This window comes from Limimaricola soesokkakensis (assembly GCF_900172345.1).
Classification (GTDB): Bacteria; Pseudomonadota; Alphaproteobacteria; order Rhodobacterales; family Rhodobacteraceae; genus Limimaricola; species Limimaricola soesokkakensis.
On record NZ_FWFY01000011.1, the window covers coordinates 23509 to 43877 of the forward strand.

Genomic DNA, 20369 nt, shown 5'->3' on the forward strand with positions numbered 1-20369 from the left:
TCTTCATCCTTGTCATCGGGCATGGGGCCCCTGAATTCTCAACGTGCGACGCTGGCCTGCGCCGGCTGCCGGGCCGCCAGCCATTCCGCACTCGCCGCGATGCCGCCCAGCGGGAAGAGATGCGCCTGCTCCAGCCCGAGTTCCGGCTCGGCCAGGCGGGCGCGCTCCAGCTCGACCGCGATCTCGTCGGGCGCATAGGGCACGAGCAGCTTGCTGACGTCCATCGCGCGTTTCTGCAAGACCTTGAGCGAGGGTCCGACCCCGCAGGCCATGGCGTATTTGATCAGCGTCTGCAACTTCGCCGGTCCGGCGAGCCCGACATGCACCGGCAGGTCGATCCCCGCCTCGCGGATGGTGCGGGCCCAACCAACCACCGGTTCGGCGTCGAAGACGAACTGGGTGACCAGCGCCATCCGCGCATTGCTGCGGTTCGCGAAGTCCTGCTTCCAGCGCAGCGCGTCGCGCACCACCGCGTCACCGCCATCGGGATCGATGTCGCGGTTGCCCTCCGGGTGGCCGGCCACGTGCAAACGGGTAAAGCCGGCGCGGTCGAATTCGCCCGTCTCCAGAAGCTGCATCGAGGAATGGAAGGCTCCGCGCGGGCTGGCGATGCCGCCCGCGAGCACCAGCGCCTCGGTGACGCCGGCCTCGCCCTGATAGCGGGCGATCCAGTCGGAGAGCTGCGCCCGGCTTTCGATGCTGCGCGCCGGGAAATGCGGCATAACGGTGAAACCTTCGCCCGCGATGCGCGCCGCCGTCGCCACCATCTCCTCGATCGGCGTGCCGTCGATATGGGCGATGTAGACGCGGGTGCCGGCGGGCAGGAGCGCCTTGAAGCTGTCGACCTTGGCCGCGGTCCGCGGCATCACCTCGATCGAGGCGCGGGCGATGAAATCACCGCCCGTCTGGAGCGCGGGTTTCGCGCGGCGGAAGGTCAACAGGGACATCAGCACCTCCTTGAGGGCACGCGTCATTCGCGCCCGTTATTGTCGATAAGCGCCTTGAGGCGCGCCTTGTCGTACTCGGCCTCGATCCGCTCCACCGCCGCGCGGGCGGCGTCCTCGGCCTCGCCCTCGATCTCGCCCCATGGCGCCTTGCGCCATTCGGCGAGGTAGTCGTCGGTCCCCGCCGCGCCCGATTTCATCGCAGCGCGGTCGATCGCCTGTTCGAACCGCTCGGACAGCTGGATCTTGGTGCCGCGGCGGCCACGGCCGACGATCACCTGAGCCGGCATGTCGCGCCATAATACGAGCGTGATCTCTGGCATTCGGGGTCCTTTCCTCGCCTTCGCTGATAGCGTGCCATACCGCCCTGCCGGGGTCGGATTTCGACACCTTGGCCGCGTGCTGCGACGCCGCCTCTTGTCGCAAGCTCGGAGCGGCACGGCCAGAGGGGCGAATCGTCAAAAACCCCAAGATCGTGATGAGTCACGTTACGACCCGCCCTCTCGCGGTGCTTGCGCCGTCCCCGTCCAAGCCCTACCCTTGAGACAACTCGATATTGGAGGGCGTATTCATGGCGCCCATGCGTCCCGACGGTGCGGGCGCGTTCCCGAAAGCGGTGAGATCCCCCGCGCCAGGCCCGGATCAGGCGACACTCTATGCCGCGCTTGATCTCGGTACCAACAGCTGTCGGATGCTGATTGCCCAACCCAAGGGCAGCCAGTTCCACGTGGTCGACAGCTTCTCGAAGACGGTCCAACTGGGCCACGGGCTCGAGCAGACGGGCCGGCTTTCGCGTGCCTCGATGAATCGTACCATCGGCGCGATCCGAATCTGTCGCCAGAAGCTGCAGAAGCACGGCGTGACGCGGATGCGGCTCGTCGCGACAGAGGCCTGTCGACGGGCCAAGAACGGCCGCGCCTTCCTAGCGCAGGTACAACGCGACACCGGGCTCCGGCTCGACGTGATCCGCCCCGAGGAGGAGGCGCGGCTCGCGGTGATCTCCTGCGCGCCGCTGGTTTCTACCAAGACCGAGCAGCTGCTCGTCGTTGATATCGGCGGCGGCTCGACCGAGTTGGTGTGGATCGACCTGACGAACGTACCTAGACGGGAGCGGCCGCGCGCGATCATGCGGCTGCATTCCGGCTTCCAGCAGGATCCCGGCCCCTTCGCCGCCGCCAAGGTGGTGGACTGGATCTCGGTACCTTTGGGCGTGGCGACGCTGCGCGACCAGTTCCACGACGTCGAGGACGACGCCGCGCGCTTCGCACTGATGAGCTGGTTTTTCGAGGAGAATCTCGCGGGCTTCGCGCCTTCGGCCTCGGAGCAGGCACGCGAGGGGTTTCAGATCATCGGCACCTCGGGCACCGTCACCACCGTCGCAGCGAGCCATCTCGGTCTGAGGCGCTACGACCGCAACAAGGTCGACGGGCTGCGCATGACCTCGGACCAGATCGACGCGGTGATCCGCGACTACCTCGCGCTCGGGCCCGAGGGGCGACGCGACGACCCGCGCATCGGCCGCGATAGGCAGGCGCTGATCATGTCGGGCTCGGCGATCCTGCAGGCGCTGATGCGGCTATGGCCGACCGACCGGCTCTCGGTCGCGGATCGGGGCCTGCGCGAGGGGCTGCTCTACGCGCAGATGAGCGCCGATGGCGTGCTGGAGGACGGGCCCTACTGAGCCCGCCCCCGATCTCTCAGCGGTAGTAGAGCGACCGGCCGTCGCGGAAAACCTGCACCTTTTCGGGCGCGACAGTCATGTGCACGTGGCGGCCGCGCAGGTCGCCATGGATACCGGGCAGCTTGGCGATCACCGGGTCGGCGCCGTTCACCTTCTGGAAGTAGAGGATCGTCACTTCGCCGAGCGATTCGGTGAAGTCGACCTTGCCCTCGAAAAGGTAATCGCCCCCGGCCTCGACCTCGGTCATGTCCTCGGGCCGCACACCGACATTGACCGTGGCGCCCATGTCGGCCTCGGTCGAGGGCGCGTTCGACACCGCCACCCCGCCGCCGTCGAGCTGCACGGTGGTCTGCGCGCCGGTTCCGGTGATCTTGCCCGGCAGCAGGTTCATTGCCGGGGAGCCGATGAACTGCGCCACGAACTCGTTCTCGGGCCGCTCGTAGAGTTCGAGCGGCGTGCCGACCTGCGCGATGCCTTTGTTCGCCAGGACGACGATCCGGGTCGCGAGCGTCATCGCCTCGACCTGATCGTGGGTGACATAGATCATGGTGCTGTCAGGCATCGACTCCTTGAGTTGGGCGATCTCGATCCGGGTGGCGACGCGCAGCGCCGCGTCGAGGTTCGAGAGCGGCTCGTCGAAGAGATAGACCTTGGGATCGCGCACGATCGAGCGGCCGATTGCGACCCGCTGCCGCTGCCCGCCCGAAAGCGCCTTGGGCAAGCGGTCGAGATAGGGTTCCAGCTGCAGGATACGGGCGGCGTTGGAGATCGCGGCCTCGATCTCCTCCTTCGATTTCTTGGCCAGCTTCAGCGCGAAGGCCATGTTGTCGCGCACCGTCATGTGCGGGTAGAGCGCGTAGGACTGAAACACCATGGCGATGCCGCGCTGCGCGGGCGGCACGTCGTTGACGACCTGACCATCGATCTCCAGCGTGCCGCTGGAGATTTCCTCGAGCCCGGCGATCATCCTGAGCAGTGTGGACTTGCCGCAGCCCGAGGGCCCGACAAAGACCACGAGCTCGCCCTTGCCGATCTCGAGATCGATGTTCTTCAGGACCTCGACCGACCCGCCATAGGTCTTGGCCACGTCCTTCAGCTTCAGTTCCGCCATGGGGTTCCTCCCTGCTCCGTCCTCAGTCCGCCGGTCGCCGGAGCGCCAGACAGCATTGCCATGGGCCGAGATGGACCAGCCCGTTCTCGGCCTTTGTCACGGTGCCCAGATCGGTGCCGATCGGGGCCCATGCGCCTTCGGGAAGCGGCACCTCTGCGGGCTCCTCCCCGAGATTGAAAGCGCAGAAAATCGTCTCGTTCGCGTCGAAACGCACGAAATGCACGACGTCGCCGCGCGAATGCACGCCGTCATGCTCCCCCGTGGCCAGCACCGGGTGGTCGTGGCGCAGCGCGATGGCGCGACGATAATGATGCAGTATCGCCTCCGGATCGGCCTCCTGCTCCGCCACGGCGCGCGGCAGATGCTTGGGCGACACCGGCAGCCAGGGCTTGCCCTCGGAAAAGCCCCCATTGGGCGCGCTGCCATCCCAGGCGATCGGGGTACGGCAGCCGTCGCGGCCCTTGTATTCGGGCCAGAACTCGATGCCATAGGGATCCTGCAGGTCCTCGAAAGCGACCTCGGCCTCGGGCAGGCCGAGTTCCTCGCCCTGATAGAGACAGACCGAGCCGCGGAAGCACATCAGCATGGTGGTGTAGACGCGGGTCGCCTCCGCCGAAAGCTTCCAGCGTGTGGGATGCCGTTCCACGTCGTGGTTGGAATAGGACCAGCACGGCCAAGCGTCGGGGGCAGCGTGGCTCAGCCGGTAAAAGGTGTCAGCGGCCGCGGCGGCGGTGAGACGCGGCGGCTGCAGCATCTCGAACGGGTAGCACATCTGTACCTTGTCGCCGCCCGAGGTGTATTCGGCCATGATCTCAAGACCGCGCTGCGCGTCGCCCACCTCGCCCACGGCAGCGGCGCCGTAAGGCTCCAGCTCGGCGCGGAAACGCTTCAGGAAGTCGAGATTCTCGGGCTGGTTCTTGGAGTAGAGATGCTCCTGCCAATTGTAGGGGTTCACGCCCGGCGCGATGGAGTCGTTGCGCCGCTCGGGCGGCAACGCCGGGTTGTCGCGCAGTTGCGCGTCGGCGAAGTAGAAGTTGATCGTGTCGAGGCGGAAGCCATCGACCCCGCGCTTGAGCCAGAACCGCTCCACGTCGAGCAGCGCCTCTTGGACGTCCGCGTTGTGGAAGTTCAGGTCCGGCTGGCTGGTCAGGAAGTTGTGCAGGTAATACTGCATCCGCCGCCCGTCCCACTGCCAGGCCGAGCCGCCGAAAATCGACAGCCAGTTGTTGGGGGGCGTGCCGTCGGGCTTGGCATCGGCCCAGACATACCAGTCGGATTTCGGGTTGTCGCGGCTCGAGCGGCTTTCGACGAACCAAGGATGCGCTTCGGCGGTGTGCGACAGAACCAGGTCGATCATCACCCGGATGCCCAAGGAATGCGCCGTCTCGACCACCGCATCGAAATCGGCCAGCGTGCCGAACATCGGATCGACGTCGCAGTAGTCCGAGACGTCGTAGCCGAAATCCTTCATCGGCGAGGTGAAGAAGGGCGAGATCCAGATCGCGTCCACCCCCAGCGAGGCGATGTGCGGCAGGCGCTTCACAATGCCGCGCAGATCGCCGATCCCGTCCCCGTCCGTATCCTGGTAGCTGCGCGGATAGATCTGGTAGATCACCGCGCCGCGCCACCAGTTGGGATCCTTCGGCATGCGGGAGACGGCGGCCGGGGCCGGAGCGGAGACGGGGGTGTTCATCGGAAGGCAGTCCTCATTTCACGGAGCCCGCAAGCAGGCCGCGCACGAGGTATTTCTGCATCGCGAAAAACACAACAAGCGGAACCGCGATCGAGACGAAAGCCGCCGTTGCGAGGATCTCCCAATTGCCACCGCGCGTGCCCAGAAGCTCGATGATCTGCTTGGTCATCACCGTGGTCTCGCCGCTCGCATCGATCAGGAACACGATCGCGACCAGCAGGTCGTTCCAAGTCCACAGGAACTGGAAGATCGCGAAGGAGGCCAGCGCCGGAAAGCTCAGCGGCAGGATGATCTTGGTGAATATCTGGAAATCCGTGGCGCCGTCGACCTTTGCGTTCTCGATGATGTCGCGCGGCAGCCCGACCATGTAGTTGCGCAGGATGTAGATCGCGAGCGGCAGGCCAAAGCCGGTATGAGCAAGCCAGACGCCTAGGTAGCCCTTGCCGATGCCGATCTCGTTGTGGAACTTCAAAAGCGGAATCAGCGCCAGTTGCAGCGGCACCACCAGCAGGCCCACGATCGCCGCGATCAAAAGCGCCCGCCCCGGGAAATCCATCCAGGCCAGCGCGTAGGCTGCGAAGGCCGCCACGAGAATCGGGATGATCGTCGCCGGAATCGAGACGGTGAGCGTGTTGAAAAAGGCCTTGGACATGCCTTCGATGTTGTTCGGGTTGAACAACATGCTGTCGTAGTTCTCAAGCGTGAACTCCGGCGCCACCTTGGCGGTGACGAAGACGCGCTGACCACGACCCGACATCTCCTCGACCGAGGTATAGACGTAATCGCCGGTCTCCCCGACCGTGATGATCTCGCCGTCGCCCATATCGACCGTCTCGCCCGGGATGTAGGCGCCGACATCGCGCGACGAGGTGCCGAAGGCAGAGATGTTCAACGGCTCGCGCCCCTCATGGGCGAAGAGGTTGCCGGAGACGGTGTAGAGCCCGTCGACCAGCTCGGCCTCGTCGCCGCCGGCGGTCCTGAGCGTCAGGTTCTGCTCGGTCGGCAGCATTGAGCGCCACCAGCCGGACGAGGCGATCTGGTCGCCGGTGCGGAACGACGAGACCAGAAGGCCGAGCGTCGGGAAGACCCAGAGCGCCACCAGCGCCACCACCGCGATGTTCACGGCCCAGGTCAGCGCGGATTTCTTGCCAGCGATGTTGTCCATCAGCGCATCTCCCTGCGGGCGTTGTAGACGTTCCAGATCAGGATCGGCGTGACCATCAGCATGATGACCATGGCACCCGCGGAGCCCACGCCCCAATCATTGGCGCGGAACAGCTTGTCGTACATGTAATTGGCCAGGACCTGCGTCTCCCACTGGCCGTTGGTCATCGCGAAGACGATGTCGAACACCTTGAGCACGATGATGGTGATGGTGGTCCAGACCACGACGATGGTGCCGACGATCTGCGGCATCTTGATCTTGAAGAAGATCTGCCACGGGTTGGCGCCGTCGACGATCGCCGCCTCGACCGTCTCCTCCGGGATGCCCCTGAGCGCCGCCGAGAGCAGCACCATGGCAAAGCCGGTCTGGATCCAGATCAGCACGATCATCAGGAAGAAGTTGTTCCAGAACGGTATGGTGAGCCAAGTCTGCGGCTGGCCATAGGGCAGATCGGCCACAAAGACGGCGATGGTCTGGCGCAGCATCAGATAGACGACGAGAGCCATCAGCACCGCGCCGAGGATGCGCAGCGCGCCGAAGATCAGCCCGGGGCTGCGGCCTTCGCGGCCCAGCACCGGCTTCATCAGCGACCAGCCCAGCGCGCCGGCCCCGGCGGCGAGCGCCAGAAGCAGCAGCGCCGGCACCAGCCGCAGCCAGATGAACGAGCCGATCCCGCCGTCGAAGCCGAGCCAGACGGCGTTGAGCACGCCGATCTGCTCCTGCCCCGCGGGGCGCGTGTCGTAGATCAGCTTGAAGATCACCGCGGCGCCCACGAAGGAGATCGCCATCGGCATGAAGATCAGCGATTTCGCGATGCTGCCCCACTTTATCCGGTCGGTGAGTTGGGCGGCCAGCAGGCCGAAGGCGGTCGAGGCGGCGGGCACAACGATCAGCCACAGCAGGTTGTTGTTGAAGCCTTCCCAGAATTTCGGCTCGCGCAGCATCTGCTGGTAATTGGCGAGGCCCACGAATTCGTAGCCGCCACCGCGCACCCTCTGGGTCAGCGACAGGCGCAGCGTCTCGAACACCGGGTAGGCGAGATAGAGGCCCAGCGCGATCAGCGCCGGCGCGAGGAACAGCCAGGGACGGATGACGTTGGCGCGGTTGATGTTGCGCCCGGCATTGGGACCACGGGGCGGGAACAGCACCTTGTCGAGCAAAATGTTCGAAAAATAGAAATAGGCGACGCAGCCGCCGACGCCGATCACGATGGTCAGCAAGCCCTGTAGTGCCGGATTCATCGCGCCCTCCCCGAGCCTTGATACAAAGAGGCGGCCACGACGCGAGTCGCGGCCGCCAAGTCTCATGGTTACACGCTTATTTCAGCGCGTCCCAAGAATCCTGGATCTCGGAGGCCACGCTCTCGGCGCTTTCGCCGCCGACATAATCGACCATGCCGGTCCAGAACGAACCCGCGCCGACGCCGCCGGGCATCAGGTCCGAGCCGTCGAAGCGGAAGGTGGTCGCATCGAGCAGGATGTCGTTCATCTTCTTCAGCGTCGGGTCGCCGAACACGTCGGTGTTGACGGTGGTCAGCGGCGTCAGGAAGCCGGTCTGTGCCATCCAGATCTCGTGGGCGATCGGGGTCTGCAGCCACTGCATGAACACGTTCGCCGCGTCGGAGGGCTCGGTGATGCCGAACATCGTGCCCGCGCCGAGCACCGGCTGGCCGAGATCCTTCTCCTCATAGGCTGGGAAGTAGAAGAAATCGGCGTCGACGCCGATCTCCGTGCCCTCGGGGAAGAAGGTCGGAATGAACGAGGCCTGGCGGTGCAGATAGCACTGCGGCGGGCTGTCGAAGAGGCCCTTGGGGCTGTCGCGGAAATCGGTCGAGGCGACCGCGGCCTTGCCGCCGGCGACGTATTCGTCCGAGACAAACCAGCCGAATTCCTCGATCGCGCCGACCACTGCCGGGTCGTCGAACGGGATTTCGTTGGCGACCCACTGGTCATAGACTTCCGGCGCCTGGGTGCGCAGCATCATGTCCTCGACCCAGTCGGTCGCCGGCCAACCGGTGGCACCGCCCGAGCCGATGCCGATGCACCAGGGCGTCTCGCCATCCTCGACCATCTGCTCGGTGAGCGCCTTGAGCTCCTCCATGCTCTCCGGCACCTCGTAACCCGCATCCTCAAAGTTTTCGGGCACGTACCACACGAGGCTCTTCACGTCGGCCTTGTAGAAGAAACCATAGAGGTTCTCGTTGCCCTCGGGGCCTTCGAAGGTGGCCAGATCGACCCAGGATTGGCCTGCAGCATAGTTCTCGGCGACCCAGTCGCCAGTGCCCTCGGGCATCGGTTCGAGATAGCCCAAGGACGCGAGATCGCGCGCAAGGCCCGGCTGCGGGAAGACGGCGATGTTGGGCGCGGAGCCTGCCTCGGTATCGATGCGGATCTGGGTCTCGAAGCCATCCGATCCGGTGTATTGCACGTCGGCGCCGGTGGCCTCCTCGAAATAGGCGAGCATCGACTCGAACAGCGTCTGGTCGCCGCTCAGCCAGGGGCCGAAGACGGTCAGGGTCTCGCCCGACAGGTCATGGCTCTCGGCGAACTCGTTGTAGCTATCCCAGTTGAAATCGCCTTCCCCGATCGGGAATTTCAGATCCTGCGCCGATGCGGCCGAAGCCAGCGCGATGCCGGCCACGCCCGCGAAAAGAATGGTCTTCATATGTTACCCTCCCGTAACCACGGCCCCTTCCCGGAGGCCGCGTGATGGACTGCCTTGCGCGCGGACAGGCGCGAGCCGTGCCAAAGCGCTTTGGACATCGCCAACCTGTCGGAGCTGTTCAAGCCTGTCAATGGTGGATGCCGCGAGAGCGCCGAGGAAAAACCCGGCAACGCCATTTTGATATGACCGGAAACTGCGCTTTGACCTGCGGCAAGTCGCGACGTAGGGTAGCGGCTGTTACAAAAGCGCTTTGGACGGGACCCGGGAATGAATCTCAAGCAGCTCTCCGAACTGCTCGGCCTGAGCCAGACGACGGTGAGCCGTGCGCTCAATGGGTATACCGACGTCAGCGAGGCAACCCGGGCACGCGTGCGGGCCGCAGCCGAGGCACATGATTACCGCCCCAACACCCGCGCCCGCGCCCTAGCTACCGGACGCAGCCGCGTGATCGGCCACGTGATCCCCAAGATCAGCTCCCATGCCATGGTCAACCCGATCTTCGCCGATTTCATCGCCGGTGCTGGCGAAACCTATTCCAGTGCGGGCTACGAAATGCTGATTTCGGTGGTTGATCTGGCGCAGGAGGAAAAGGCCTATCTCTCGATGAAACGGCGCGGCCTGGTCGACGGGCTGATCGTCTCGGCCCCGCGCATGAACGATCCGCGCATCGCGCTGCTCGACGGGATCGGCCTGCCCTATGCGGTGCATGGCCGCGCAACCGGCACCGACCGGCAATATAGCTGGCTCGACGTCAACAACCGCCGCGCCTTCGCGCGCGCCACCGACTTCCTGATGGATCTCGGTCATCGGCGGATCGGCTTGGTCAACGGTCTGGAAACCATGGATTTCGCGCATCGCCGGCGCCAGGGCTACGAAGAGGCCCTGCGCGCGCGGGGCATCGTCATCGACCCGAACCTGATGCGCCAAGACGAGATGACCGAAGGCTATGGATGGCGCGCCGCGCGCGACATGCTGGCTCAGCCCGACCCGCCGACCGCCTTCCTTGTCTCTTCGGTGATCTGCATGCTCGGCGTGCGCCGCGCCATAGAGGAGGCCGGGTTGGTCCTAGGGCGCGACGTCTCGGCCGTCACCCATGACGATCAGCTATCCTATCTGCGCGACGACGGGGCGGTTCCCGCCTTTACCGCGACCCGGTCCTCGGTGCGCGAGGCTGGACAGCGGCTGGCACGGATGGTCATAGACCGGATAGACAACCCGGAGGCTCCGCATGTGCAGGAACTCCTCGAGGCCGAGCTGATCATCGGCCGCTCCACGGGCCCGGCACCGCGCTGAGGCCCCAGACAAGGCGACGAGCATGGATTTTTCCCGCAAGGACTTTCCCGAGGGCTTTCTCTTCGGCGCGGCCACAGCGGCCTACCAGATCGAGGGCCATGGCTTCGGCGGCGCCGGTCCGACCCATTGGGACAGCTTTGCCAAAGGTCCCGGAAACGTGGTGCGTGCCGAGGACGGTGCCGTGGCCTGCGACCACTACCATCGCTACGCGCAGGATCTCGACCTGCTGCGCGATGGCGGCTTCGACGCCTACCGTTTTTCGACTTCCTGGGCACGGGTCATGCCGGACGGCCGCACCGTGAACCCCGAGGGGCTCGACTTCTACGACCGGCTGGTCGATGCGACTCTCGAACGTGGCCTGAAGCCGTTCCAGACCCTCTACCACTGGGACCTGCCCTCGGCGCTGGCCGATCGGGGCGGCTGGGCCAATCGCGACACGGCGATGGCCTTTGCCGATTACGCCGAGACGATCAGCGCTCGGATCGGCGACCGCGTCGCCTCGACCGCGACGATCAACGAGCCTTGGTGCGTGGCTTGGTTGTCGCATTTCCTCGGACATCATGCACCCGGCCTTCGTGATATCCGCGCCGCCGCCCGGGCCATGCATCACATCCTGCTCGCACACGGGCTCGCGGTGGAGCGGCTTCGCGGCATGGGACGCGCCGAGTTGGGGATCGTGTTGAACTTCGAACGCGCCCTGCCCGCCAGCGACAGCGCCGCCGACCACGCCGCGGCCGACCTGCAGGATCAGATCTACAATCGCTGGTTCATCGAAGCGATCGCCAATGGCTGTTATCCCAAGGGGGCGCTCGCCGGGCTGGCGCCGCATATGCCTGATGGCTGGCAGGACGACATGGCTTTGATCTCGCAGCCCTTGGACTGGCTCGGCGTCAACTATTACACACGCGCCATGATCGCGGCGGCGCCGGACGCCCCCTGGCCCGGCCTCACCGCCGTCGAAGGACCGCTCGCCAAGACCCAGATGGGCTGGGAAATCTATCCCGAGGGGCTGCATCATTTCCTGTGCCGCGCCCGTGACATTCTGGGCCTGCCGATCCATGTCACAGAGAACGGCATGGCCTGGGCCGACCGGGTCGAGAACGGCACGGTCGAGGATTCCGAACGACAGCGCTTCATCGCCGTGCATGTCGACGCCATGCGCAGCGCCATCGCCGATGGTGTCGATCTGCGCAGCTTTTTCTACTGGTCGCTGCTCGACAATTACGAATGGGCCTTCGGCTATGAAAAGCGCTTCGGTCTCGTCCATGTCGACTTCGAAACTCTGGAGCGCACACCCAAGGCGTCGTATCACGCCCTGAAATCCGCCCTCTCCCGCTGATCCCCGAGGAGCCGCCATGTCGCATCCCACCAACGCCTATTCACTGGTCGCCGATATCGGTGGCACCAATACCCGCGTGGCGCTGGCGCGCGGCCTCGAGATCCGCGAGGACACGATCCGGCGCTATTCCAACGCCGATTACGCGGGCCTCGAATCCGTGCTCAAGCGTTATATCGCCGAGGAAGGCGGCGTTGACTGCATCGGCGCGTGCGTTGCCGTGGCGGGGCCGGTGCGCGACGCCCGCGCAACCATGACCAATCTCGACTGGACCATCGACAAGACCACGCTGAGCCGCGCCACCGGCGCCGAAACCGTGGCGATCCTCAACGACCTTCAGGCGCAAGGCCATGCGCTGGGCCATGTCGCACCCCGCAACATTCGCGAAATCATCGCCTTCCCCGAAGCCTCGCCCCATGCCGCCAAGCTGGTGATCGGCGTCGGCACCGGCTTCAACGCCACGCCGGTCTTCGACACCGAAGATGGGCGCTACGTGACCCCGTCCGAATCCGGGCATGTGAACCTGCCGGTCAACAGCGAGGCGGATCTGCGACTGGCGCAATACGTCTCCACGGCGCATGGTTTTCCGGCGGTCGAGGACGTGCTCTCGGGGCGCGGGCTCGAACGCGTCTATGCGTGGCTCGGCGCCGAGGCCGGCGCGCCGCTCGAGAAGACTGCCGCCGAAATCATGCAGGGCTGCGCCGACCGCAGCGATGCACGCGCGGTCGAAGCGGCACGGGTCTTCTCGCGCTTTTTGGGCGTGGTCGCGGGCAATCTGGCGCTGATCCAGCTGCCCTTCGGCGGCGTCTATCTGGTGGGCGGCGTCTCGCGCGCCATCGCGCCCTATCTGCGCGAGTTCGGTTTCGCCGATGCCTTCCGCGACAAGGGTCGCTTCGCGGGCTTCATGGGCAATTTTGGTGTCGCGGTGATCGAGGACGACTACGCCGCTCTGATCGGTTGCGCGGCACATCTCAATGGCCTGATGCTCCCCGGCACGGCCAGTTGAACGGCTTTCGGCGGACGGTCCCGGTCACGGGCTGCTCCGCCGAGAGGCGATCTGCCCAGCGCTTGCTGACCGGGCGCTCGGGCCCTGCGACCTTGGTTAGCAGGCGATACGCGTCTGCACCGCCGTGGCAAGCTCGGTAAGCGAGAATGGCTTTGGCAAGAAGACCGAGTTCGGAATCCGGGTCTGCTGCTCGGCGAATGTGTCCTCGGCATAGCCCGAGACGAAGACCACCTGCGTGTCGGGGCGATCCTTCAGCGCCTCGCGCACCCAGGTCGGGCCATCCTTGCCCGGCATGATCACGTCGGTGACAAAGATGTCCACCTGCAACTCGGCATCGGCCAAGATCTCGAGCGCCGCCTCGGCATCCTCGGCCTCGATCACGGTCAGTCCGCGCAGCCGCAGCGCCCGTGCAGCGAAAGCCCGGACCGGGGCCTCGTCCTCCACCAAGAGCACCACCCCCTCGGCGTGCCGGGCCATGCTTGCCGGCGCAACGTTCGGCACAGGGCACGGGGCTGGGACAGAAGCGGAGCGACTGGGCAACAACAGCGTGAAGCAGCTGCCCTTGCCGGGCGTACTTTCAACGAAGATGTAACCCCCGCTCTGCTTGACGATACCGTAGGCGGTGGAAAGACCGAGACCGGTGCCCTCGCCGACCCGCTTGGTGGTGTAGAACGGCTCGAAGATTTTGGGCAGTTTCTCCGCCGGAATGCCGCTGCCCTGATCCTGCACCCGGATTCGCACCCATGGGCCCGCAGGCACCAGCGCCCGATCCCGTTCCATCGGAGCGTCGAGCACGTAATTGTCGGTCTCGACCTGGATCTCTCCGCCGTCGGGCATCGCGTCGCGGGCATTGACCACGAGGTTCATCAGCACCTGTTCGAGCTGTCGCCGGTCGGCCCTGACCTGCCGCAGATCGGGGTCGTGGTTGAGTGTCAGCGTCACCTTTTCCCCGACCAGCCGGTTCAGCAGATGCGTCAGATCCGACAACGTATCGCGCAGATCGAGCTGTTCGAGCATCAGGTTCTGCTTGCGCGAATAGGCCAGGAGCTGGCCCACGAGGCTGGCGGCGCGGTTGGCGTTCTGGTGGATCTGGATCAGGTCGCTGTAATCCTGGTCCTCCTTCTCGTGCCGCAGGAGTAACAGGTCGCAATGGCCTGAAATCGCGGTGAGCAGGTTGTTGAAGTCATGCGCGACGCCGCCAGCGAGTTGGCCGATCGCCTGCATCTTCTGAGCCTGCACGAACTGCGCCTCGAGCGATTTGTGCTCGGTCGCGTCGTAAAGGACAGCCACAAGCGCCCCTTCTTCATCGACGTCGCCAAGCGCGACCTGCAGCACGGTGTCGTTGCGGGCGCCGCGTCCCTTCAGGAATTGCGGCCCCGGTACCGCCCTGCCCTCCACCGCCTCGGCGAGCCAGTCCGCGACCGGTCGTCCCAGCCCTTCGAGGATGTCCGAAACGCGTGTCCCGGGCTCGGTGGCATTCGGCAGAAGGACCCGAGCGGCACGGTTGGCGCCGAGTATCGCTCCACGGCGAGCGAGCCGCAGCAGTGGCACCGGCAGGCCTTCGGCTTCGTGCCAATCGCCGGCGCAGGCAATCCGCCGGGGTCCGACCGGTGGCAGCAGGTAGATCTCGCTGCGCCCGCCCGCCGCCGCGATCTCGGCCACCAGGGCATCCACCGGACCGGCCTCTCCCTGCACCCGCTGGATCTGACCGGGTCGAAGGGGCAGTTCGTCGAAAATCGCATCGAGCCGTTTAGCCCGTTCCCCAACAAGGGCCCGACAGGCCTCGTTCATGTATAGGATCGTGCCGGACGGGCCCGCCGTCAGCATCGGCAGACCCAGAGCATCCGCGGCACGGCCGGTCCCCTGCCGCTCGGACAGATCCTCGACCCGCCACAGGAAGGTGCCCGCGCCAAGCCCAGTCACTACGATTCGAAGATGCCCGCGGCGGGTTGCGACCATGTCCTGCGCCGATCCGTCGCGGAGCGCACGTTGGCGCAGCCGCGTCAGAGCCGTCGCGGGCGTCGCGAAATGCTGCGACAGCGCCGCCGACAGGCTGCCACTACGGCCCCCGAACCGTTGCGAGGCCGCCGAGTTGCAATCGAGGATCGTACCCTGCGCGTCACTCAGGAAGCCGGGCACCGGATCATGTCCAAGCATTCGTCCGCACAGGCGGAGCATGGCTCGGCGATGGCGGGTGTGGCGCAGCCGCTTGAGGCCGAACAGCGCCGCGACGAAGCCCAGCGTCGAGCCCACAAGCAACAGCGCCAGCGCCGCATGACCGTCCGGCACCAGCGCCGCCCCGGCGAGGGCCAGCGAAGCGGCCCCCAGTATGGCCGAAAGCTGTGCCGCGCCGGGAAGAGCCGCGCCGTCATCGGCCACCATGGCCGGCACATCGAGTTCGACCACCTCCACCTCCCAGGATATCCACGAATCCAGTGAAGGCTAAAATGGCTAATGGTCAGTAAACGATTACGCGTCGCCGCGCTGAAAACGCGCCAGAAAGAAGCCGTCGCCATTTGGTCCGGGCAGCCTCTGCATCCTGTCGCGCTGCACCCAGCCGGGACAACGCGCAAGGAAGGCCGCGACCTGCGCGTCGTTTTCCTCCGCAAGCACCGAGCAGGTGGCATAGGCAAGGCTGCCGCCGGGTGCGACATGCCGCGCCGCCTGATCCAATAACTCCGCCTGAAGCCGCACCAGATCGGCCAGCCGCTCGGGCGTAAGGCGCCATTTGCCGTCCGGGTCACGCCGCCAGGTGCCGCTGCCCGAACAAGGTGCATCGACCAGCACGAGGTCAGCCTTCAGCCCATTCAGGCGTTCCGCCAATTCGATCCTGACACCGGCGCGCGCGGCGCGGGCCGGTATGTCACGCATCCGCGCCGCGCTGATGTCATGCGCGGTCACACTGATCTCGGCCCGCGCAGCCAAGGCCAACGCCTTGCCGCCGCCACCGGCACAATAGTCGAGCACGCTTTGACCGTCCTGAAGCGGCAGGCGCAGCATCGCCGCCTGCGATGCGGCGTCCTGCAGTTCGACCATCCCCTCGGAATAGGCCTGGCTCCGCGACACCGCGCGCTCGCCCGACACGACTCGCAACGCTCCGGCGACCTCGTCATGCGCGACCGCCTCGACGCCGTCCCGAGCCAATGCGCCCATGGCCGCGTCGGTATCGCCGCGGCGCGGATTGACCCGCAGGAACACCGGAGCCCGGTCGCGCAGCGCCTGAGCGGATGTGTCGGCATCGGCACCCAGATCACGCGAGAACCGCTCCCACAGCCAGTCCGGCAGGTCGTGGCGTATCGCCGGCGACGCTTCTCCAGAAAGTTGCGTCTCCTCTGATGTAAGCGGTGCCGGAGCGTGATCCAGGCCGGTGAAGATCGCGGCGGGATCGGTATCATGCTGGCGAAGCCAGCCGATCATGATGCCACGCCCGGTTTCGGCCCCGCCCGCATGCGCGGCCGACCGCCTTCGGCGCCAGCCGCCGAAGACGAGGTCGCGCACCGCTGCGCGGTCTTTGGAGCCCGCAAAACGGCTGGCACGCGACCAGCGAAGCAACGCCTTCTCGACAGGCATGCCGCCCAAGCAATCATCAAGCACGCCGATCGCGGCCGCAACGCGCGCGGCCGGGGTCATCGGGTCGCTCCCGTGAAGCGCTGTACGTATCCGTGAGAGGCACACAAACGGATCATCCGTGCCCGTTGGCTCTGCATTTGCAGCTCTGTCTGGTTCATCGATCCTGCCCCGCAGTCCTGCCCGGCCACCTCCGGACAATGCCCATCTACAGGTCGTAGACATGGGTTTGAAGGCACGGGGTTGGTACTGGCGTGACGATATACGGCGCAGCTGCAAGCACGTCCTAGTTCTCGCGGAACGCTCTTGTCATACTGTCCTTGATAGGCTTGGCGATGTATTGCACGAAGGTGCGCGAGGCGGTCTGGATCATGATCTCGGTCGGCATGCCCGGGGTCGGCGAAAAGTTCGGCACGCGTCCGAGCTGTTGCGCATCGAGCGAGATCCGCGCCAGATAGACCTCTCGCATCTCGTCGCCCGACCCGTCGGTGATCGCATCCGCGGAGACGTAGTAGACCTCGCCGTCGAGCACCGGCGTCGTACGCTGGTTGAGCGCAGTGAGCCGAACGGTGGCGGGCTGACCGCGCCTTACGCTGTCGATCTCGACCCGCGGGATCTGCACCTCGATGATCAATGGCTCGTCCACCGGCAGGATCTCGAGGATCGGTCGTCCGCTTTCGATCACGCCTCCCGACGTGTGGAAATACAGCCGCACCACGGTGCCCGCGACCGGCGCCACCAGATCGACTCGCTCATGGATTGAGCGCGCCGTACGTGACTTCTCACGGATGCTCTCGAGCTCCGCCTGCACGCCTTGCAACTCATCAAGCGCCTTTTCGCGATAGCGATCGATCTCCTGTGCGATCTGCGCCCGGTGCTTCAGCACCACCTCCTCGATTTCGGCAATCTCCGCTTCGAGCCGTCCGATTTGGCCCTCGGCCTCAAGTTGGGCTCGCTCGATGGCCAGAAGCTCGGGACGCCGCAACAAGCCGCGTTCAAACAAAGTGACCTTGTCCGCGTGTTCCGCCTGCAAAAGCGCGTGCTGGCCCCGATGCGTCTCGAGCTGGGTCTGGTAGCCGCGCGCCCGGATCTCCAAGGCCTGCAAGCTGCGCTCAAGCAGCGCGAGGTCATTCTCAAGCGCATCGCGCGACACACGGAAGCTCAGCTCCTGTCCCTCCAGGATGTGGGCCACGGCGAGGTCTTCTCGCGCAGCTTCGAACGCGGGAGAGAAGCGCAGTTCCCCCCGACGTTCTTCCTCGGCCATGAGCCGCGCCTGCGTCGCTTCGAGCCTTATCTGACGCAAATACAATTCGCGCTCGGTCGCAGCCGCCTGGGTGCCGTCGAGCTTCAGTAGCAATTGACCGGCCTCGACCCGGTCGCCTTCACTCACGAGGATTTCTTCGATTATCCCGCCCTCGAAATGCTGCACGATCTTGTTCTGCCCGGTAGCCACGAAGCTGCCCTGCGCGATCACGGCGGCCGCGAGCGGTGCCCGAAATGCCCAGGCGCCAAAACCGCCGAAGCTCAGCACCAAGATCACGAGGCCGACAATCGTGTGCCGCCGTACCGACCGGGGCACCTCGGCGAACCATTCCCCCGTATCGGCCGGATGCTTAGTCATGGTCATGTCCCGCCCTCCGAGCCGGCTCGGGGCACACGTGCCACCTTGTCGCCGGCAAGTTTTTTAAGCACCTCCATGCGTTCGCCGAACATCTGGATCGTGCCGTCGCCCAGCAGCATGATCTTGTCCACTGCGGTGAGAAGCGAGGGCTTCTGGGTTACGACCACGACGGTGATCCGGTTCTTCTTGGCGTGCTGGATCGCACGGGCCAGCGCCTTGTCGCCGGCGCTATCTAGGTTGGAGTTTGGCTCGTCGAGCACCACGAAACGCGGCTCCCCGAAGAAGGCGCGCGCAAGCGCGATGCGCTGCTTTTGCCCGCCCGAAAGAGGCGCGCCATCCGCAGCCACCACCGTCTCATAGCCCTGTGGCAAGTTGGCGATCATCTCGTGGACGTCGGCAAGCGCCGCCGCCTCGTAGATCTGTGCGTCGGTCGCATCATCGCGCATTCGGCCGATATTGTCCTTGATGGTGCCGGGAAACAGCTGCACGTCCTGTGGCAGGTAGCCGATGTTCTCGCCAAGTTGGCGCGGGTCCCAATTGCGCAGGTCCATCAGGTCGAGCCGAACATTGCCCGACGTTGGCAGGATCGAACCGACCAGCATCTTGCCGAGCGTCGTCTTGCCTGCCCCGGAATTGCCGATGATCGCCAGCGTGTCGCCGGGGCTGAGCGAAAAGCTGATGCCGTTCAACACGACCTGCTTGGTGCCACCCGGCACGTAGAGCAGCCGCTCTACGTCAAGACGCCCTTCGGGGCGCGGCAGGTTCAGCCGTTCGAACTGGAGCCGCGAATTGGTGAGCAGGGCCGAAATCCGACCATAGGCGGCGCGTGACAGGGCATAGGCGCTCCAGCCTTCGATCGCGCCCTCGATGGGCGCCAGTGCTCTGCCGGCAATGATCGAGGCGGCGATCACCATGCCGCCGGTGATCTCGCCGCCAATGGCGAGATAGGCACCCCAGCCCAGCATGGCGATCTGCGTCAGCAACCGCACGGCCCGGCTGATGGCCGAGGCGGCGATGTTGCGGTCCTGTGCATGTACCTGCGCCGTGAGCGAAGTCGCGGTGTCGCGCCCCCAGATCCGGACGGCTTCCGGGATCATCGCCAGAGCGTTGATGATCTGACTGTTGCGCGCCATCGACTCGAGATGCAGGTTGGCGCGGCTCTGGGCGGCGTTGGCCTCGGCGAAGGGACGCGCGGTGAGCTTCTGGTTGATCAGCGTGATCACCAAGAGGGCAAGCGCCGTGCTGACCACGATCGTTCCGAGATGCGGATGGATCAGGAAGATCGCAAGTATGAACAGCGGCGCGAAGGGCACGTCGAGGAATGACAGCAACGTGCCCGAGACGATGAAACCGCGCAGTTGCTGTAGATCGCCCAGCGTCTGGTATTCGCGGCCAGAGCCATGCAGCGCCGCGGCCGAGGCCGCGCTCAGGATGGGTGCGCCGAGCCGGGCCGCGACCTCCACTGCCGTGCGCATCAGCATGAAGCGGCGGATCGCATCGAAGACCGCCTGCAGGATCACTGCGCCCACGATGACGATGGTGAGCATCACCAACGTGTCTACCGAGCGGCTGGTCAGCACCCGGTCCGAAATCTGGAACAGGTAGATCGGGATCGCGAGGATCAGCAGATTGGTGGCGCAGGTCAAAACCATCACCATGATGAAGTTGCGCCGCACCGCGCGCAGACCGAGCTTCAGCGCCAGCCCGTAATTCTCCGGACCTACCCGTTTGTGGAATTTGGGCGGCACCCCACCGCCACCGCCGCCCCCTCCCTTGGCCGGCCCTCTTCCGTCACCTTTCCCCTCGCCGCCGTCGGGGCGCGGCACGTCCGGCCGCCGCCGGATCGGCCCGCGATCGGCCTCGATGACCTGTCCGGGCAACGGCCCCTCCTCGGGCCCGCGCGCCTGCGGTACGGTTTCGATCTTGCAAGCTGGATCAGCCGGTTCGCAATCGGGCCGAGCGCTCGGCGTGGATACGAGGTTCTTCTGGGGATCACGCGCTTCCGGCGAAGCCGACCTCGACACCGGTTCAGGAACGCGATCGGGAACCTCCCCCGCAGGCCGCTGCGAACTTTTTCCGGGCACGGGGGCGGCCGACCGCGCCTCCGGCATCGGCTTGGCCCGCTCGGGCTCGACGATGGGATCGGCTCGCGAATGCTTGTTGGATGTCCGCGATTGTGGGACGCGTTCCGCTTTGCAGGTGGCGTCATCTGCGGAACCACCGTGATTACGAGCGGGGGCTGCGTCGGGCTCGCCACCGTCCGCCCCGCCCCGCAAGGCGCGGTTCAG

Annotated in this window: 15 protein-coding genes; 4 read left to right on the forward strand and 11 right to left on the reverse strand. The window is 65.7% G+C overall.

Annotated features, from left to right (window positions below; translation table 11 throughout):
- Positions 1 to 38 precede the first annotated feature (38 nt).
- The gene (locus LOS8367_RS15290) at positions 39 to 947 is read right to left on the reverse strand and encodes a methylenetetrahydrofolate reductase (protein ID WP_165761495.1); all 909 of its coding nucleotides are present in this window, start codon (positions 945 to 947) and stop codon (positions 39 to 41) included.
- A 23-nt stretch (positions 948 to 970) separates the two neighbouring features.
- Positions 971 to 1267: a virulence factor gene (locus LOS8367_RS15295; protein ID WP_085897415.1), complete on the reverse strand. Its 297-nt coding sequence runs from the start codon at positions 1265 to 1267 to the stop codon at positions 971 to 973.
- Between the two features lie 248 nt (positions 1268 to 1515).
- Between LOS8367_RS15295 and LOS8367_RS15300 the strand changes: the two genes are divergently transcribed.
- Positions 1516 to 2625 carry a Ppx/GppA phosphatase family protein gene (locus tag LOS8367_RS15300; RefSeq protein ID WP_085897416.1) on the forward strand — a complete coding sequence of 370 codons (1110 nt, stop codon included), beginning with the start codon at positions 1516 to 1518 and terminating at the stop codon, positions 2623 to 2625.
- A 16-nt stretch (positions 2626 to 2641) separates the two neighbouring features.
- Here LOS8367_RS15300 and LOS8367_RS15305 read toward each other — a convergent pair whose 3' ends face one another.
- The 5 genes from LOS8367_RS15305 to LOS8367_RS15325 form a co-directional block, all read right to left on the reverse strand.
- On the reverse strand, positions 2642 to 3736 hold the full coding sequence (locus LOS8367_RS15305; RefSeq protein ID WP_085897417.1) for an ABC transporter ATP-binding protein: 1095 nt from the start codon (positions 3734 to 3736) through the stop codon (positions 2642 to 2644).
- A gap of 22 nt (positions 3737 to 3758) precedes the next feature.
- A complete protein-coding gene (locus tag LOS8367_RS15310; RefSeq protein WP_085897502.1) occupies positions 3759 to 5384 on the reverse strand; it encodes an alpha-amylase family glycosyl hydrolase in 1626 nt (541 codons plus the stop codon).
- Between the two features lie 58 nt (positions 5385 to 5442).
- Entirely contained in the window at positions 5443 to 6594 is a 1152-nt protein-coding gene (locus tag LOS8367_RS15315; protein WP_085897418.1) for a carbohydrate ABC transporter permease, read from the reverse strand.
- The gene (locus tag LOS8367_RS15320) at positions 6594 to 7835 is read right to left on the reverse strand and encodes a carbohydrate ABC transporter permease (RefSeq protein ID WP_085897419.1); all 1242 of its coding nucleotides are present in this window, start codon (positions 7833 to 7835) and stop codon (positions 6594 to 6596) included. Before LOS8367_RS15320 ends, LOS8367_RS15315 begins: the two co-directional genes overlap by 1 nt.
- 76 nt (positions 7836 to 7911) lie before the next feature.
- On the reverse strand, positions 7912 to 9258 hold the full coding sequence (locus LOS8367_RS15325; RefSeq protein ID WP_085897420.1) for an ABC transporter substrate-binding protein: 1347 nt from the start codon (positions 9256 to 9258) through the stop codon (positions 7912 to 7914).
- A gap of 267 nt (positions 9259 to 9525) precedes the next feature.
- Between LOS8367_RS15325 and LOS8367_RS15330 the strand changes: the two genes are divergently transcribed.
- The 3 genes from LOS8367_RS15330 to LOS8367_RS15340 are packed head-to-tail and all read left to right on the forward strand — an operon-like array spanning position 9526 to position 12893.
- Positions 9526 to 10551 carry a substrate-binding domain-containing protein gene (locus LOS8367_RS15330; protein WP_085897421.1) on the forward strand — a complete coding sequence of 342 codons (1026 nt, stop codon included), beginning with the start codon at positions 9526 to 9528 and terminating at the stop codon, positions 10549 to 10551.
- Between the two features lie 22 nt (positions 10552 to 10573).
- Complete coding sequence (locus LOS8367_RS15335) at positions 10574 to 11890, forward strand: GH1 family beta-glucosidase (protein WP_085897422.1); 1317 nt, start codon at positions 10574 to 10576, stop codon at positions 11888 to 11890.
- Between the two features lie 16 nt (positions 11891 to 11906).
- The gene (locus LOS8367_RS15340; protein WP_085897423.1) at positions 11907 to 12893 is read left to right on the forward strand and encodes a glucokinase; all 987 of its coding nucleotides are present in this window, start codon (positions 11907 to 11909) and stop codon (positions 12891 to 12893) included.
- Positions 12894 to 12989: 96 nt separating this feature from the next.
- Here LOS8367_RS15340 and LOS8367_RS15345 read toward each other — a convergent pair whose 3' ends face one another.
- The 4 genes from LOS8367_RS15345 to LOS8367_RS15360 form a co-directional block, all read right to left on the reverse strand.
- Positions 12990 to 15275, reverse strand: coding sequence for an ATP-binding response regulator (locus tag LOS8367_RS15345; RefSeq protein WP_085897503.1), 2286 nt, complete (start codon positions 15273 to 15275; stop codon positions 12990 to 12992).
- An 87-nt stretch (positions 15276 to 15362) separates the two neighbouring features.
- Complete coding sequence (locus LOS8367_RS15350; RefSeq protein WP_085897424.1) at positions 15363 to 16523, reverse strand: RsmB/NOP family class I SAM-dependent RNA methyltransferase; 1161 nt, start codon at positions 16521 to 16523, stop codon at positions 15363 to 15365.
- Between the two features lie 223 nt (positions 16524 to 16746).
- Entirely contained in the window at positions 16747 to 18087 is a 1341-nt protein-coding gene (locus LOS8367_RS15355; protein WP_085897425.1) for an HlyD family type I secretion periplasmic adaptor subunit, read from the reverse strand.
- Positions 18084 to 19961, reverse strand: a complete 1878-nt coding sequence (locus LOS8367_RS15360; protein ID WP_442354856.1) for a type I secretion system permease/ATPase — start codon at positions 19959 to 19961, stop codon at positions 18084 to 18086. Before LOS8367_RS15360 ends, LOS8367_RS15355 begins: the two co-directional genes overlap by 4 nt.
- Positions 19962 to 20369: the final 408 nt, after the last annotated feature.

What these genes read in the sequence shown, in the direction of transcription:
- LOS8367_RS15320 (WP_085897419.1), bottom strand. Translation starts at nt 7,835, where the DNA reads ATGAATCCGGCACTACAGGGCTTGCTGACCATCGTGATCGGCGTCGGC.
- LOS8367_RS15325 (WP_085897420.1), bottom strand. Translation starts at nt 9,258, where the DNA reads ATGAAGACCATTCTTTTCGCGGGCGTGGCCGGCATCGCGCTGGCTTCG.
- LOS8367_RS15305 (WP_085897417.1), bottom strand. Translation starts at nt 3,736, where the DNA reads ATGGCGGAACTGAAGCTGAAGGACGTGGCCAAGACCTATGGCGGGTCG.
- LOS8367_RS15310 (WP_085897502.1), bottom strand. Translation starts at nt 5,384, where the DNA reads ATGCCGAAGGATCCCAACTGGTGGCGCGGCGCGGTGATCTACCAGATC.
- LOS8367_RS15350 (WP_085897424.1), bottom strand. Translation starts at nt 16,523, where the DNA reads ATGACCCCGGCCGCGCGCGTTGCGGCCGCGATCGGCGTGCTTGATGAT.
- LOS8367_RS15290 (WP_165761495.1), bottom strand. Translation starts at nt 947, where the DNA reads ATGTCCCTGTTGACCTTCCGCCGCGCGAAACCCGCGCTCCAGACGGGC.
- LOS8367_RS15345 (WP_085897503.1), bottom strand. Translation starts at nt 15,275, where the DNA reads ATGGTGGCCGATGACGGCGCGGCTCTTCCCGGCGCGGCACAGCTTTCG.
- LOS8367_RS15330 (WP_085897421.1), top strand. Translation starts at nt 9,526, where the DNA reads ATGAATCTCAAGCAGCTCTCCGAACTGCTCGGCCTGAGCCAGACGACG.
- LOS8367_RS15340 (WP_085897423.1), top strand. Translation starts at nt 11,907, where the DNA reads ATGTCGCATCCCACCAACGCCTATTCACTGGTCGCCGATATCGGTGGC.
- LOS8367_RS15300 (WP_085897416.1), top strand. Translation starts at nt 1,516, where the DNA reads ATGGCGCCCATGCGTCCCGACGGTGCGGGCGCGTTCCCGAAAGCGGTG.
- LOS8367_RS15315 (WP_085897418.1), bottom strand. Translation starts at nt 6,594, where the DNA reads ATGGACAACATCGCTGGCAAGAAATCCGCGCTGACCTGGGCCGTGAAC.
- LOS8367_RS15295 (WP_085897415.1), bottom strand. Translation starts at nt 1,267, where the DNA reads ATGCCAGAGATCACGCTCGTATTATGGCGCGACATGCCGGCTCAGGTG.
- LOS8367_RS15335 (WP_085897422.1), top strand. Translation starts at nt 10,574, where the DNA reads ATGGATTTTTCCCGCAAGGACTTTCCCGAGGGCTTTCTCTTCGGCGCG.
- LOS8367_RS15355 (WP_085897425.1), bottom strand. Translation starts at nt 18,087, where the DNA reads ATGACCATGACTAAGCATCCGGCCGATACGGGGGAATGGTTCGCCGAG.